Source organism: Leyella lascolaii (assembly GCF_900079775.1).
Classification (GTDB): domain Bacteria; phylum Bacteroidota; class Bacteroidia; order Bacteroidales; family Bacteroidaceae; genus Prevotella; species Prevotella lascolaii.
In genome coordinates this window covers 76,341-91,819 of the sequence record NZ_LT556035.1, presented here as the reverse complement: position 1 = coordinate 91,819, position 15,479 = coordinate 76,341, and the positions used below count along the sequence as shown (strand labels likewise).

The 15,479-nt window shown below is 43.9% G+C and carries 11 protein-coding genes; 7 read left to right on the top strand and 4 right to left on the bottom strand.

Going from position 1 to position 15,479, the window contains the following annotated elements:
* The first annotated feature begins 238 nt into the window (after nucleotides 1–238).
* Nucleotides 239–1,231, top strand: coding sequence for a metallophosphoesterase (locus BN4609_RS01560; protein WP_068855050.1), 993 nt, complete (start codon nucleotides 239–241; stop codon nucleotides 1,229–1,231).
* Between the two features lie 788 nt (nucleotides 1,232–2,019).
* Here the strand turns inward: BN4609_RS01560 and BN4609_RS01555 are convergent.
* Nucleotides 2,020–2,661 (bottom strand): HD domain-containing protein, encoded by a 642-nt coding sequence (locus BN4609_RS01555; protein ID WP_068855049.1) that lies wholly within the window; start codon nucleotides 2,659–2,661, stop codon nucleotides 2,020–2,022.
* 76 nt (nucleotides 2,662–2,737) lie between these two features.
* Here BN4609_RS01555 and menA point away from each other — a divergent pair, with 76 nt between their 5' ends.
* A complete protein-coding gene (gene menA / locus BN4609_RS01550) occupies nucleotides 2,738–3,646 on the top strand; it encodes a 1,4-dihydroxy-2-naphthoate octaprenyltransferase (RefSeq protein WP_068855048.1) in 909 nt (302 codons plus the stop codon).
* Nucleotides 3,647–3,889: 243 nt separating this feature from the next.
* Here menA and BN4609_RS01545 read toward each other — a convergent pair whose 3' ends face one another.
* The 3 genes from BN4609_RS01545 to uvrB all read right to left on the bottom strand — a co-directional run bounded on the left by BN4609_RS01545 (nucleotide 3,890) and on the right by uvrB (nucleotide 9,412).
* A complete protein-coding gene (locus BN4609_RS01545) occupies nucleotides 3,890–6,220 on the bottom strand; it encodes a putative porin (protein WP_068855047.1) in 2,331 nt (776 codons plus the stop codon).
* Between the two features lie 238 nt (nucleotides 6,221–6,458).
* On the bottom strand, nucleotides 6,459–7,229 hold the full coding sequence (locus BN4609_RS01535; RefSeq protein ID WP_068855046.1) for a DUF4468 domain-containing protein: 771 nt from the start codon (nucleotides 7,227–7,229) through the stop codon (nucleotides 6,459–6,461).
* Between the two features lie 122 nt (nucleotides 7,230–7,351).
* Complete coding sequence (gene uvrB, locus BN4609_RS01530; protein ID WP_068855045.1) at nucleotides 7,352–9,412, bottom strand: excinuclease ABC subunit UvrB; 2,061 nt, start codon at nucleotides 9,410–9,412, stop codon at nucleotides 7,352–7,354.
* A 143-nt stretch (nucleotides 9,413–9,555) separates the two neighbouring features.
* On the opposite strand from uvrB, the gene BN4609_RS01525 reads away from it, so the two are divergent.
* The 5 genes from BN4609_RS01525 to BN4609_RS01505 all read left to right on the top strand — a co-directional run bounded on the left by BN4609_RS01525 (nucleotide 9,556) and on the right by BN4609_RS01505 (nucleotide 15,470).
* Nucleotides 9,556–10,386, top strand: a complete 831-nt coding sequence (locus BN4609_RS01525; protein WP_021993347.1) for an outer membrane protein assembly factor BamD — start codon at nucleotides 9,556–9,558, stop codon at nucleotides 10,384–10,386.
* A 13-nt stretch (nucleotides 10,387–10,399) separates the two neighbouring features.
* Nucleotides 10,400–10,729 (top strand): DNA-directed RNA polymerase subunit omega, encoded by a 330-nt coding sequence (locus tag BN4609_RS01520; protein WP_021993346.1) that lies wholly within the window; start codon nucleotides 10,400–10,402, stop codon nucleotides 10,727–10,729.
* A gap of 5 nt (nucleotides 10,730–10,734) precedes the next feature.
* Nucleotides 10,735–11,190 carry a DUF4293 domain-containing protein gene (locus tag BN4609_RS01515; RefSeq protein ID WP_068855044.1) on the top strand — a complete coding sequence of 152 codons (456 nt, stop codon included), beginning with the start codon at nucleotides 10,735–10,737 and terminating at the stop codon, nucleotides 11,188–11,190.
* 459 nt (nucleotides 11,191–11,649) lie between these two features.
* The gene (gyrA, locus tag BN4609_RS01510) at nucleotides 11,650–14,223 is read left to right on the top strand and encodes a DNA gyrase subunit A (protein WP_068855043.1); all 2,574 of its coding nucleotides are present in this window, start codon (nucleotides 11,650–11,652) and stop codon (nucleotides 14,221–14,223) included.
* Nucleotides 14,224–14,255: 32 nt separating this feature from the next.
* A complete protein-coding gene (locus BN4609_RS01505; RefSeq protein WP_068855042.1) occupies nucleotides 14,256–15,470 on the top strand; it encodes a tetratricopeptide repeat protein in 1,215 nt (404 codons plus the stop codon).
* Nucleotides 15,471–15,479: the final 9 nt, after the last annotated feature.

Genomic DNA, 15,479 nt, shown 5'->3' with positions numbered 1-15,479 from the left:
GTCATTTATCAGTGTGAGGGTATCGTAACAGATTTGTAAAATAAAAGCAGGAGGATGCCACTTGTAGTGTCGTTTATTTTCCCTATCTTTGTATATGATAAGCTTGGGCTCGGCAGACCGTGAGCCGGCTGGCTTAATGTATGTATGCCTGATATTAGTACTGACCGTCTATGAGTGGCGCATCCGGATTTAATCAGTTTATTATATATTATATCTTATTTTAAAATAATAAAGCATTATGAGTTTATTAAGGTTTGTTTTATCGGTCTTAGGCGTTGCAATGTACTGCGTACTTAATGCCCAAACGCTGAAATTCGGTTCTGACAGGAAGTTCAAGATTGTACAGTTCACTGACGTTCATTGGGTTTCCGGCAGTGAGCATTCTGTTGTGTCGGAAAAGTGTATGAACAGTGTCCTTGATGAGGAAAAGCCCGACCTTGTTGTTTTTTCAGGTGACTTTGTTACCGGAAAACCTGCGGCAAAAGGACTTGAAGAGGTGCTCCAGCCAACGGTGTCGCGTGGCATTCCGTTTGCAATGACCTTCGGCAATCACGATGACGAACAGGGACTGTCGCGTGAGGAACTGTTTGAACTTATACGGAAATATAAGGGTAACCTTACGGAAACAACCCCAGGAATATCCGGAGTTACCAATTACACGCTTACTCTGAAATCGCATGATGGGGACAAAGATGCCGCTGTTCTGTACATATTTGACAGTAATTCGTATTCTCCGCTGAAGTCTTTGGACAGTTATGACTGGATAAAGAGAGATCAGATAAACTGGTATGCAGAAAGAAGCAAGGCGTTCAAAGCCGCTAATGGCGGCAGCGCACTGCCTTCATTGGCTTTTTTCCATATTCCGTTGCCAGAATATAATGAGGCTGCAAGGGATGAAGAAGCGAAGTTGATAGGGACACGTAGAGAAAAGGCGTGCGCTCCTGTTGTCAACAGCGGACTGTTCACGGCAATGCTTGAATGCGGAGACGTGATGGGAGTTTTTGTAGGACATGATCATGTGAACGACTATGCTGTGGAGTGGAAGGGAGTGATGCTCTGTTACGGACGGTTCACAGGAAGCAAAAATACTTATTATGACATACCCGGAGGCAACGGTGCGCGGGTTATTGAAATGGAGGAGGGCAGACGTGGTTTCAGAAGTTGGATACGCATGAATGACGGAAAGATGATTAATGAATTCTCGTTTCCGGATGATTATCTGAAGGATTAAAGTTTTTCTGTATTCTGTATTGGAATACTTGTTTCCAGTTTCTTTAAACCAGAGTATGCATCATACTGCAATACATTATATATGTATATGATTACCGGTTTGCCGTTCTTCTTATGTGCTGCTGGCTCATCTTGTTTGCCGTTTAATCAGGAGTAGCCCACCACCTTGGAATAAATGCGTAGTGCGGTCAGCCTGACATTAACACGAAACACGGACGAAGAACGGCAGCCGGATACTGATTGATGAAAAATGAATGTATGTGTATAAATATGCGGAACGTATATGCGGTTCCGTATATTTATTTCCTGTCAAGTCGATGAGATTGCTGCCAAAGTATAGAAAAGAGGTTTTACTGACAAATAGCCGATTATTGTGCTGGTTGGTTAACTCGTTTATAATCAGTGTGTAAGATGCTTGTGAATCAAGAAACGGTTTGTTTTGTTTTACCGAAAAGCCTTTTTGGGACATCAGGAAAGGCTTTTCGGGTGGTTCATAATGGCTTTTTGAAGTGTCGGAATGATGTGTTTGAGCGGATTCGGGTGGCGAGAATGCGCATTAAACTGTACTATAATGCGGGGTGAAATTTGAAATATGCCTTTTTGGTCTTTAAAAAATGGATTTCCTGTTTCTATTTTGACAATTTTTATTGTCAAAATAATTTACTTTCAATGATGCATAAATATGCATTCATCTGCATGTATATGGGGCATTCTGCTTTCTTTCCATGCCGGTTGACACGTGCCGGGACAGTGATGTGAGGACGGATTGCTCTTGGTCAGTGGGATGACTCACTGACCGCTGGTGACGAGCGCGTATATCCTGTCGAACTCTTCTCTTAGAAGCTGCGGGGCACTTATAAGCTCGCGTATCCTTTTCAGATTCTGCTCATTCGGCGAGTTCGGCAGCCAGAGGCGTATATAGCCGTGTGACGAATACTTGTTGTCCATGTGTGAAAGGAATCTCTGCCATTGTTCTTCCTTGTTTTTTTCAGGATAGTGGTCTATACCGTATTCTATTGTCCTTCGGAACACTATGGATGGCTCGAGGTCTCGGTCGGCTTCGGCGACAATCTTCCCATACAGGCTGCGAGGTGTGTGTGACGTGGAGGCGCGGTGGTCTTCTACGGCTTCCTTCATTATTTTCAACTGTTCATTAGTGAACCATTTCTGCAGCCTCTGGTCAGCTGCAAGAATCTTGCCGCTTGTCAGATGATGTACGGCTCTCGGTCCTTCAAGTCCGAGGTCGTGATAGGCGGCTATGGCATACGCCATGTCCGCGTCGGCTCCTATTTTTGATGCCAGTTCCAGTGAGCGGCTTATTACTCTATTGATGTGTGTCAGATTGTGGGCTTTGTCGAAAGCGGCGTATCTTGGAAGAATGTTTTTTTCGACAAATTCCATAAGGTCAAGACTAACGTTTGATGCAAGCATAATAAAGCGGTTGTATTTATTTGCAAATATAGTCTTTTATGGTTAATTTTGCAAGAAGTAAACAGAAAAAACTGATATGAATGAGGTTGATGTGAAAGTTAATTCGTTTAAGGCATGGATATTGGCATCACGTCCTAAAACTCTTTCCGGTGCGGCAGTCCCGGTGATGATTGGTACTGCTCTTGCCATGCGCGACGCTTCGTTCGACATAAGGATAGTGCCTGCCGTATTGTGCTTTCTTTTTGCTTTCCTTATGCAGATAGACGCCAATTTCGTAAACGATTATTTCGACTATGTCAAGGGTACTGATGATGAAAACCGTCTTGGTCCGAAGAGGGCATGCGCGCAAGGCTGGATAACGGAGAAGGCGATGCGGCGCGGCATGGCATTGACCACGGTGCTCTCATGCATGGTGGGTCTGCCTCTTGTTGTTTACGGGGGATGGCATATGATTGTGGTAGGAGCGGCGTGTGTGGTTTTCTGTTTCCTTTACACAACGTGCTTGTCTTATATGGGACTGGGCGATGTGCTGGTTCTGTTGTTTTTCGGTTTTGTGCCGGTTTGTCTCACATACTATCTTGACATGCCGTCAGGTGCCCCGCTTTTCAGCCAGGAGGTGGTGTGGACGTCATTGGCATGCGGGCTTGTGATAGACACCCTGCTCGTGGTGAACAACTACCGCGACATAGACAACGACAGACGCTCCGGAAAGAAAACTCTTGTGGTGAGAATCGGAGCGCAGGCGTCTGAGAAACTGTACCTTGGACTCGGACTTACCGCATGCATTTCCGGCTTCGTGCTGTTTTATGACAGAAGCATGTGGGCGGCGTTCCTGCCGTTGGGCTATCTTGCGCTGCACATCTACACTTACCGTGAGATGATTAGAATAAGAAAGGGAACGGAGCTGAATCGTGTGCTCGGTAAGACAGCGCGCAATATGTTTGTATACGGACTGTTGCAGTCAGTCGGGCTGATAATCGCGTGACTTTCTGATACGATTGTTTGCTTATGTCCGGAATCCACCGTTATACTTTATCCTTATTTCGTGCTGTTGTTGGCATATCGTTTTCTGTCTTTGCCGACAATGTTGCCGGCTTCTCCGTGATTGGAAGCTAAGCAGGAGGGCGGCTGTTACGCATAAGCTTGCGTGAGTATGCGGGGCATGGCAGTGTTCATAAATATCTGGTCTGAATGCTACCAGGCTTTAGCCGTAAAACGCAAGTCTTGCTCAGTTGTAGAAGTTCCAGCTCAGTCCGAAACGGAAGATGCGTCCGTTAAGCGGATAGTGCGGTGTCAGGAAATACTCCTTGCTGCCGCTTCCTCCGTTTATGTGGCTCATCATTACGAAGAAGCGTGTGCGTTTGAGGTGGAAGTTGGCGTATGCGTTGACTATCGGATAGTTGCCGGTCTTTACGCGTGACGTTCCTGCCTGTATCGCATATTGTCCTAATGCAGGGCTGTAGTCCGGCGCATAGTATTTTGTGAAATACCGCACATCTGCTCCAATATCACATTTCAGCACACGTGCAATCTTGAATCTTAGATAAAGATTGGAGTATATGTTTATATCCGGAAGAGGAATGACGTCGTTGTCAGATGACTTCTGGTAGGTGATGACGTTGTCCCAATGAAGCGGTCCGAGTTTGAAGTCTTGTGCCAGTGATATTGTGAAAAGACTTATGGCACCGCCTTTTTGTCCGACAGTCACCTTGTTTCCAGTGCGGTTGAACTCGCTGTCGATGCCATAGCTCATAGCCATATATGTGTAGTCTTTTATTTCGTCTACAGCTACACGCAGTGATGTGCGCGTCTTGCGGTAAGCGAAAAGTCCTTCTATGCGCGAGTGTATTGTTTTGCTCAGGTCGTCGTTGTCCCACCAGAAATGGCGCGAGTGATAGTGGCGATAGTAGAATGTGGGATTAAGATGATGGAAAAATCCTTTGGCGCATAAGGTGACAGTATCTCCGAAAAGAGGAAAGTTTACATCAACGGAGCCGTCAATCTTTAATTGTCCTGCATCCTCTCCGGTGAGCCATGTCTCCGCCACAACGTCGTAGTGGAGCGTATGTCCCTGCGTTTTCTGAAGCTGTCCTCCTATGCTTAGGCTGTGTTCGTTGTATGTTATTGTGCCTCCTTTGGTGTCAGGCAATACAAAATGGCGAAGGTCTGAGGACGCGAAGACTTTCAGTCCGGCTTTCGCCCATTTGTTGAACCCTTCGAGCAGTGATATGGCAAATGTGTTCTGCAGACGGAAATGACTTGTCTTGTCATATATGGAGTCACCTCTCAGTATTGATGGGTCGTAGAAATTATCTGCATAATAATTCTCAGGCGCCATGTATGCCTGATATATTCTCTTGTAATTGTCGAAGCTCATGGTGTGTATGAAGCTTGTGACGGGCACATATTCATTCTTCATCCATGCGGTATCGGCATTTGCACCGGTTTTCTTTTCGGTTGTCAGTATGCTGTCTGCCTTTGCGTCGGTGATGGCAATTCGGTCTGATGTGTTGGCAGACAGACTGTCGGCAGGTTCGTCACCTGCGATTTTTGCATCGTCGGGACGTCCGCTGAAGGTCTGTTTGTTATCAAACTGTTCTTCATCGAACTCCCTTCCCTCACGGCGGGCTTTTCTGCTTGCCCGTTCCTTCTCAAGAAGAGCCTCGTTCTCCTTCATTGACTCAATGGCAAACTTGCGTGCCTTTATCTCCTCCTCACTCATCTTCACCTTCCGGTTGAAGCCAATGTTGTATCGGTGGGTGAGGAATATGTGCAGGTTGTCGTTGCGGTTCCAGTTCTGCTCAAGCACAGTAGGTATCTCACTTGTGGTATAGCTGTCGTCGAAACTTTCAGGATGGGTTATGTATGCGTCGTTTGTTATACCTCCGTTCTCCGTCACTTTCTGATGATTGGTGGAGAAGAGCAGGTGAGCCTGATAATGGTCGCCTAAATACGAACCGTACATCGTATAATTAAAGTGTGACGTGCTTTGGTTCTGATAATATCCGCGTCCGTAGATATAGTCGAATTTGAAGCCTACGCCAATGCGTTTCCCTGCGTTCACGCCGAACTTTGCAGTGAAATGATCCTCGCCATTGGTACGGTCTCCGGCTGTGTTGTATGTGAGATTTGTGAATGGAGACAGTGTGTTGGTGAATTGGAACTTCTCAACCGGTGTGATGAAGAAGTCGTATGGCTGGGTGAAAATGAACTGTTCTGTCTCCGGACGGTCTATGAAAATGCGGTTGATGCGTGGCGCGCCAAGGTTGCCGGTGGTGTTGTATTCACCCCGTAGACCTGTGGTGAATATTGTGTTCATGAACATGTGTGACAGTGTGTCGACCTGTACTGGTGTCCTGTCTCCGAATTTACGGCTGACTGTCCACGCCTTTATTCCTTTCGGTATTTCTTTGTCGCTTCCCAGCGAATCTGTGTTTTGGGATGATCGTCTGTTTATGCTGCCGTCTTCGTTTATCTGATTATATGTGGCACCGGTCTGCGCCATGACGTTTACAGACATCACGGAGGCAACTGTCAATATTATAAAAAACTTTTTCATTAACGGAAAAATCGAAGGCAACATTCTGCTATCTTGAACACCATTGACGACATTATTATAATAATGCCTGTGGTTTGGCTGGAAGTGATATAGAATATCACTCCGGCTATTGCGCCTATCATGAATATTATATTTAATATGTTTCTTATTTTCAGAAACTTATCCGTATTATCCTGTCCGGACCTTCTGTGTCTTGGAAACTGTATGTTTGTACCGTCATCCATATTTTTTATTGGTATTATAGAAGCCTGTCTTTTACTTCCTGAAAGATTTCATCCTTCCTGTCTATCGTATTTCTGCGGAATTTTGAGAATGTAGGCTTCAGTTTCGTTTTTTTCTTATTTAACGCGTATTCGTCTGTTATGAGTTTTTCTGCGGGAAGCATAAAGCCTGTCTCACGCCCTTCCTCATAGTTGTATGTTATACGTTCGAGGGTCATTGTAAGGTGATTGTCCTTACATGTGGCAATTATAGTGTAATTGAATTCAGTGCGGTCCAGAACGAAAAAGTTCCTTGTGAATTCGAGCCATTCGCTGTATTTGGCGGCAATTATGTGTTCTTCCTTGTTCACAAGCAATATGCCACTGTTTATCTGATTCTCTTTTTTTGCCAGTCCGTCAAGCGTGTTGTACATCCTGTCGTATATCTGCTGGGCATTCTTTCCTGGAACATCAAGTTCAAGGGTGAATATTACCTTGCCGTCAACTTCCGGCACGGAACCGGGCTGGATATATTTGCTGTATTTGTATTTCTTGCCGTTATCTTTACTGTCTGTTGATGTAGATATGTCTGTAATATCGTTACCCGAAGCGGAGCCTTTCCCGCTTTTACTTATTTTTTTGTTTTTCTTCGCTTGCTTTTCCGCATCTTTTCTGGCTTTTTTTGCGGCTGCTTCCGCCTTTTCTATCTGTTCTTGCTTTTCCTTTTCAGTAAGAACGCGTTCCCATCCGTTTTGCGCCATGCTTGCCAGCGGGATGGACAGAAATATCATAATCAACAGTTTCTTCATATTGTTCTAATGTTATTTGTGTTTAAATTTTTAAGTTTTGCAAAGTTAATAATTTTGTTCTGTAACTTTGTTCGTTGATGACAATTTAACGTTATTTCATTTCCTTATGCATAACTTACACTTCATTCCTTGTCTGTATGCTTTTCAAGCAGAGACTGAAGCCGTACAATTTCGTCACGGTATTGTGCAGCCTGAAGGAAGTCAAGATTCTTTGCGGCTTGTTTCATGAGTGCCGTAGTGTCGGCAATGCTCTTTTCAAGCTGTTTCCGGCTCATTCGTTTTATTATCGGGTCGGCTGCTATGGCGTCCTTTTCTGGCTCGATATAAGGACGGTACTTGATATTCTTTTCAACAGGTTTTGATTCTGGCTGCATTTCACTTTCGCCTCCGGTCGGGGTGAGAATGCCTTTGATGCTTTTTCTGATTTGGCGTGGAGTGATGTTGTGCTCTTTGTTGTATTGCAGCTGTATTGCTCTGCGTCTGTTGGTCTCGTCTATTGTCTTCTGCATGCTCTCGGTTATGGTGTCCGCATACATTATCACCTTGCCGTTCACATTACGTGCTGCGCGACCTGCTGTCTGGGTGAGTGAACGTCTGCTTCGGAGAAATCCTTCCTTGTCTGCATCAAGAATGGCGACAAGAGATACTTCCGGAAGGTCAAGCCCTTCACGCAGAAGATTCACGCCGACAAGGACATCAAAGAGTCCGTTGCGAAGGTCGTTCATTATCTTCACGCGGTCGAGTGTCGCAACGTCGCTGTGTATATAGTTGGCTCTTATGCCGTGGTTGAGCAGATATTCTGTCAGTTCTTCTGCCATTCTTTTTGTAAGTGTGGTCACAAGAGTGCGCTCGTCCCGTTCGTTTCGTTCGATAATTTCATTGACAAGATCGTCTATCTGGTTTTCGCTCGGTCTCACCTCTATTATCGGATCCAGCAATCCTGTAGGACGTATTATTTGCTCCACAATCACACCCTCAGACTCGTTGAGTTCAAAATCTGCCGGAGTGGCTGACACATAAATGACTTGATTTATCATGTTCATGAACTCTTCGAATTTGAGAGGTCTGTTGTCGAATGCCGCAGGAAGTCGGAAACCGTATTCTACCAGATTCTGTTTTCTTGCGCGGTCTCCACCGTACATGGCGTTTATCTGCGGTACACTGACATGACTTTCGTCAATTATAAGAATGTAGTCTTTAGGAAAAAAGTCAAGCAGACAGTATGGTCTGTCACCTGGCTGGCGTCCGTCGAAATATCGGGAGTAGTTTTCGATGCCGCTGCAATGACCGAGCTCTTTTATCATTTCCATGTCATATTCCACTCGCTCCTTAATGCGCTGAGCCTTAATTGAATCTCCCAATTCGTTAAAGTAATCTATTTGCTTTGTCAGATCGTCCTGTATCATCCTTATGGCTTGGTTTGTCTGTTCTTTAGAAGTGACAAAAAGGTTTGCCGGATATATCTGATACTCATCAAATGTTGCCAGAGTCTGAAAGGTGAGACTGTCAAGTTCTTCTATCGAGTCAATCTCATCGTCCCACCATATTATGCGTAGGATATTGTCGCTATATGCCATGAAGATGTCTAGAGTATCTCCTTTTACGCGGAAATTACCTCTTTTCAGTTCGATGTCATTACGCAGGTATAAGGCGTCTACAAGTTTGCGCAGGAATTCGTTTCTGTCAATGCTTTGTCCCTTTTTCACCTTTATGACACTGTTTGCCATTGCTGCCGGCCCACCCATACCATAAATGCATGACACTGAAGAAACCACCACGACGTCATTCCTGCCTGAAAGCAGAGCACTTACAGCTGAAAGTCGCAGCTTGTCTATGTCTTCGTTTATCGCAAGATCTTTCTCTATATATGTGTCTGTTGACGGGATGTATGCTTCAGGCTGGTAATAGTCGTAGTATGAAACATAATATTCGACGGCGTTTTCTGGGAAAAAACCTTTCATCTCTTCGTAGAGTTGCGCTGCCAGTGTTTTGTTGTGGCTTAGAATTAATGTGGGTCTGTTGATATTGGCAATCACGTTTGCCATGGTGAATGTCTTGCCTGAACCGGTGACACCCAGTAATACCTGTGCGTGCTCACCTCTTGTAATGCCGTCTGTAAGTTGCTTTATCGCTTCGGGCTGGTCTCCTGTAGGGGAATAGTTTGATGTCAGTTTGAAATTCATATTAAACAGTTTGAAGAGAGGTAACAAAAATAATAAAAAACTCACAATTATAATGTGAAATCGTGATTTTTTGCTAAAAAAAGAAGGCTGTTGCTTTGTTGGTAGATGAAATATGTGTATTTTTGCACTTCAAAACATGTAATATGAAAAGAATAACTTTTGGTGTTATCATATTGATTTCGGCAATCTTATCAAGTTGCTCCAATGAGTTTAATAATGTATATAAGACATATGATAACTCTTTCAAATATGAATATGCAAAAGAATGTTTTGTTAATGGTAAGTACACAAGGGCTTCGACACTGTTGCAGGAACTTGTGACAATGCAGAAAGGCACGGACAATGCCCAGGAAAGTCTTTACATGCTGGCTATGGCAGAATATCTGAGTAAGGACTATGAGGGCGCGGCTGCCACATTCAAAAAATATTTTTCAAGTTATCCGAAAGGTATATATGCTGAGATGGCTGAGTTTTATGTAGGTCAGAGTCTGTACATGAGTACTCCCGAGCCAAGGCTTGACCAGTCGCAGACTGTTGCGGCAATAGCTGCATTTCAGGAATATCTGGATCTTTTCCCGGATGCAAAATATAAATCGCTTGCTCAGGAACGGCTGTTCGAGCTTCAGGATAAACTTGTGCTGAAGGAATTTTATTCAGCACAGCTTTATTATGATTTGGGACAGTATTTCGGTAATTGCACATATGGGGGAAATAACTATGAGGCATGTATCATTACCGCACAGAATGCTTTGAAAGATTATCCTTATACTTCTATGCGTGAGGATTTCGCGCTTCTTATTATGAAAAGCAAGTTCGAGCTTGCAGAGCAGAGCGTTGAGGAGAAAAAGCTTGAAAGGTTTCAGGATGCTGAAGATGAATGTTATGGTTTCTTGAATGAGTTTCCTGATTCCAAGGACAAGAATCTCGCAGAGAAGTTTATAAACAAATGTAAGGAATATACAAAAGAACAATAATTAAAATATAAATATGGATTACAAGAAGTCAAAAGCACCGGTCAACACTGTTACACGTAATATAATGGATTTGTGTGATGAGACTGGCAATATTTATGAAAGTGTAGCTATTATCTCTAAGAGAGCAAACCAGATAGCTGTGGAGATAAAGCAGGACCTTAATAAAAAACTGGCAGAGTTCGCTTCGTACAACGACTCTTTGGAAGAGGTCTTTGAGAACCGCGAGCAGATTGAGATTTCTCGTTATTATGAAAAGCTGCCGAAGCCTACTCTGTTGGCTACACAGGAATTTGTCGAGGGCAATATTTATTATCGTGATCCTTCAAAGGACAACCAGAATTGATAAGTATGTTACAGCGTAAGCAGACGGTATTCCTCTTTCTGTCATTCCTGTTGACAATAGCATGCCTGTGCCTTCCTGTAGGAACGTTTGAGTTTAAGGACACAATGGGGACGGATAAGCAAATGTTTAATCTGTGGTTGCTTGATGACGGCCGCCATGAATATTCTGTTGCATGGTTGTTTTTCATATTACTGATTACATGCCCGATATGTCTGAAAGCAATAGGCTCATTCAGAAACAGAATGTTTCAAAGCCGTTTATGTGTGTTCAATATTCTTATATTGGTATTGTGGTATGTGGTATACGGAATTTGTGTGAAATTGATTGGTTCCGATGCTTACAGTTTTCGCCCGTCAATCGCAGCCTGTTTCCCGCTCATATCCATAATATTGATACTTATGGCAAGGAAAGGCATCCTTGATGACGAGAAGCTTGTCAGGGCTGCGGATAGGATACGCTAAGTTTATATTAAGATAATTACATCGTGATGATTGTACAGTAAAACTTATTTTTAGAGCATCGGGTATATACTGAACTCTATAAAGATTGTAGTTGTTCATCAACATTAAGTTTTATGCCTGACGCTCAGTTATATAATAAGAGATTAGGGAAACCTGCAAGTCTTCGCTCATACAATGAGGGAGACTTGCAGGTTTTATCATAAGTAAAACTATACATATGGCGGATGTTGCGTTGAATTAATAGTATACGCTTGCGTTTGTCGCGGATAATTATACTATAAGCTAATTATATTTAATTTTGCTCTGTTTGCCTTTTAAAAGTTTCTTCGGATCATGTTTTTTTTGTAATTTTACATTTGAAAAAATATTAAAAACCCGTGAGAGCGAAAAATAATGCCCTTAGCGGGGATTTTCTTCAGAAATGAGAGTATTGAGTAAAAAAAACAAGAAACATAAAAAATGGATGAGAATCAGACAATTGATCAAGATCGGATTTTGAAGATAAACATTGAGGAAGAGATGAAGTCTTCGTATATCGACTATAGTATGTCGGTTATAGTGGCTCGTGCCCTTCCTGATGTTRGTGATGGTTTTAAGCCTGTCCACAGACGTATATTATACGGAATGCTTGGTATCGGCAATACAAGCAACAACCCTTATAAGAAATGCGCACGTGTTGTAGGTGAGGTGTTGGGAAAATATCATCCTCATGGAGACATTTCTGTTTATGGCGCAATTGTCCGTATGGGACAGGATTGGAACATGCGATATACTCTTGTTGACGGACAGGGAAACTTCGGTTCTATAGACGGTGACTCCGCAGCCGCTATGCGTTACACTGAGTGCAGGCTGTCAAAAATGGGCGAGCATGTCATGGACGACTTGGAGAAAGATACGGTTGACATGACCAACAATTTTGATGACACTTTGCAGGAACCGACGGTCATGCCGACAAAAATACCGAATCTGCTGGTCAATGGAGGTAACGGAATAGCCGTGGGTATGGCAACAAATATACCGACACACAATCTTGGTGAGGTCGTTGACGGATGCTGTGCATACATAGACAATCCTGATATAGATACGGAAGGTCTCATGCAATATATAAAGGCTCCTGATTTCCCTACCGGAGCATACATATATGGTTTGCAGGGCGTGAAGGACGCCTATGAGACCGGGCGTGGAAGAATTGTTCTCAGAGCCAAGTCGGAGATAGAGAGCGATGACTCACACGACAAGATAGTTGTTACAGAACTGCCTTACGGAGTCAATAAGGCGCAGTTGGTGGAGAATATTGCAGAACTCGTAAAGGAAGGCAAGATTGACGGCATTTCCAATGTGAATGATGAATCCGGAAGACAGGGAATGCGCGTTGTAGTGGATGTTAAGAGAGATGCAAATGCCAATGTCATATTAAACAAACTGTATAAGATGACAGCAATGCAAAGTTCGTTCTCTGTAAATTGCATTGCCTTGGTAAAAGGACGTCCGCGTTTGCTGTCGCTGAAAGACTGTGTAAGATATTTTGTGGAACATCGTCATGACGTGACGATACGTCGTACGCGGTTTGATCTTGCAAAGGCTGAGGAGCGTGCGCATATAATAAAAGGTTTGATTATAGCATGTGACAACGTGGAGGAAGTGGTGCGTATAATACGTGCAAGCAAGACTCCGTCAGACGCCCAGCGCAATCTTGAACGTAGATTTGAACTGGATGAACTGCAGTCAAAGGCAATTGTTGATATGCGTCTTGCGCAGCTTACCGGACTGCGTATGGATCAGTTGCACGCTGAATACGATGAGTTGTTGCGCCAGATATCATATTTGCAGTCTATATTGGACGACCCCGAATTGTGCAAGAAAGTCATGAAAGACGAGCTTCTTGAGGTGAAGGACAAATATAATGACCCGAGACGTACAGAGATAAAGCCTTACGAGCATGAGTTCAATGCCGAGGATTTCTACCCGAATGATCCTGTTGTAATTACCGTAAGTCATCTTGGATACATCAAGCGCACTCCTTTAAGCGAGTTCAGGGAGCAGGCACGCGGAGGCGTCGGCTCGAAAGGCGCACGCACGAGAGAGCAGGATTTCACAGAGTATATATATCCTGCCACCATGCATCAGACCATGCTGTTCTTCACACGCAAAGGACGCTGCTATTGGCTTAAGTGTTATGAGATTCCTGAAGGAGACAAGAACTTTAAGGGACGGGCAATTCAGAACATGCTTAATATAGAAAGCGACGACTCTGTAAACGCCATGCTGCGTTTGAGCGGCCTTGATGACGAGGCATTCGTTAATTCTCATTACGTCGTATTCGCTACAAAGCACGGCACTGTAAAGAAAACTTGTCTGGAAGCATACTCACGTCCTCGCACAAACGGAGTTATCGCAATAAATATAGCAGAAGATGACGAGGTGGTGGATGTACGCCTGACTAATGGTAGAAACGAACTTATTATGGCAAACCGTAACGGTCGTGCCGTAAGATTCGATGAGAATTCCATACGCACCATGGGACGTGTTGCTACAGGTGTTAGAGGTATGCGTCTGGATGACGGAGACGATGAAGTCGTCGGAATGATTGTTGTGAATAATCCGGAGACAGAGACCGTTATGGTTGTAAGCGAGAACGGATACGGAAAGCGTTCACAGGTTAATGACTATCGTATAACAAACCGTGGCGGTAAGGGTGTCAAGACTCTTAGCATAACGGATAAGACCGGACGTCTGGTTGCAATCAAGAATGTAACAGACAGCAATGATTTGATGATAATCAATAAGAGCGGTATTGCCATACGCCTCTCAGTAGCGGAGTGCCGTGTCATGGGACGTGCGACCCAGGGAGTGAGACTGATTAATCTTTCAAAGAAGAATGACGTCATTGCAAGTGTATGTAAGGTGATGAGCAGCGAGCTTGAAGCGACCGTAGAGGAAGAAAGCCGTGCTCAATGGACACAGAAACAGGAGGATATTGCAGAAGATATAGTATCCGGAACAGTATCAGAAAGTGAAGAAAGCAAGGAGTGAGGATTATATAACCACTTTAAAATAATGCAATTATGAAAAAGCTAATAATTTCGGCTGTATTGGCAGTAGCTGCCACTTCAGCTTTTGCTCAGGGAGATGCTTTAAAAAGCATACTGAAATCTAAGGATTATGCGGAGGCAGAAAAACTTCTTAATGCCAACCTCTCGTCTTTGGATGCGCAACAGAAGGCTAAGGCTTACAATAAGCTTGTGGAACTGGCAATGGAAAAGGTGTCTAAGGAGGAAAGTACTTTGAATACCAACCAGCTGGTCGTTCAGATGCAGCAGGGAAATCCTGAACCATATGACACACTTGGACTTTATAATGCAGCTTATGCCGCAATGAAGAATGGAATGGAGTGTGACAAATACGACAACATGCCTAACGCAAAGGGCAAGGTGTCTCCGAAGTTCCATAAGTCTAATCAGGAGAAGCTTTACAGATTGCGCACTCATCTGATCAATGGCGGACAGTATGCCGCAGAAAAAGGCGACCAGGCCTCGGCACTGAACAATTACGCTCTGTATGTTGAGAGCGCTTCGTCTCCACTTTTCGCGGATGTAGACAAGACTAAAGAACCGGATCTCTGGCTCGGAGAGGTCGCACGTGTTGCTGCAGTGTATTCATTCCAAGCCAACAATCTTGAAAATGCAAACAAATATTGTGATATAGCACTTAAAGACACTGCGTCATACCGTGAGGCTCTCGGTCTGAAAGTATATCTCATGCAGCAGGGACTTAAAACAAAAGAAGACTCATTGAAAAGTATGAAAGAGGTTGAGGCTCTTTATGCTACAACCAACAAGGACGAGCAGGTTTTCAATGCGCTTGTCACTCTGTATGGAGGTCTGGGAATGGATCAGAAGCAGCTTGCTTTAATCAGTGAGCGTATTGCTGTGGACCCCAACAACGCTAACATCTGGGCAATGAAGGGTCAGAACGAGATGAATGCTGAAAAGTGGGACGATGCTATCGCGTCATTAAAAAAGTCCATAGAACTTGATGACAAACAGGCAATCGTATTCACATATTTAGGATATTCGTTGAATTCTAAGGCAGGAACGTTGGCGACAGCCAATGAGCAAAAGCCTCTTTTGATGGAGTCTTTGGGATATCTTGAGAAAGCCCGCTCTTTGGATCCGAACCGTAAGGATGCCAACTGGAGCTATCCGCTGTATCAATGCTATTACAGTCTTTACGGTGCGGACGACAGTCGTACCAAGGAGATGGAAGCTCTGATTAAATGATGAATCTTT

Excerpts from the sequence above, each read along its gene's own strand:
- BN4609_RS01560 (WP_068855050.1), top strand. The coding sequence starts at position 239 with ATGAGTTTATTAAGGTTTGTTTTATCGGTCTTAGGCGTTGCAATGTAC.
- BN4609_RS01555 (WP_068855049.1), bottom strand. The coding sequence starts at position 2,661 with ATGCTTGCATCAAACGTTAGTCTTGACCTTATGGAATTTGTCGAAAAA.
- menA (WP_068855048.1), top strand. The coding sequence starts at position 2,738 with ATGAATGAGGTTGATGTGAAAGTTAATTCGTTTAAGGCATGGATATTG.
- BN4609_RS01545 (WP_068855047.1), bottom strand. The coding sequence starts at position 6,220 with ATGAAAAAGTTTTTTATAATATTGACAGTTGCCTCCGTGATGTCTGTA.
- BN4609_RS01535 (WP_068855046.1), bottom strand. The coding sequence starts at position 7,229 with ATGAAGAAACTGTTGATTATGATATTTCTGTCCATCCCGCTGGCAAGC.
- uvrB (WP_068855045.1), bottom strand. The coding sequence starts at position 9,412 with ATGAATTTCAAACTGACATCAAACTATTCCCCTACAGGAGACCAGCCC.
- BN4609_RS01525 (WP_021993347.1), top strand. The coding sequence starts at position 9,556 with ATGAAAAGAATAACTTTTGGTGTTATCATATTGATTTCGGCAATCTTA.
- BN4609_RS01520 (WP_021993346.1), top strand. The coding sequence starts at position 10,400 with ATGGATTACAAGAAGTCAAAAGCACCGGTCAACACTGTTACACGTAAT.
- BN4609_RS01515 (WP_068855044.1), top strand. The coding sequence starts at position 10,735 with ATGTTACAGCGTAAGCAGACGGTATTCCTCTTTCTGTCATTCCTGTTG.
- BN4609_RS01505 (WP_068855042.1), top strand. The coding sequence starts at position 14,256 with ATGAAAAAGCTAATAATTTCGGCTGTATTGGCAGTAGCTGCCACTTCA.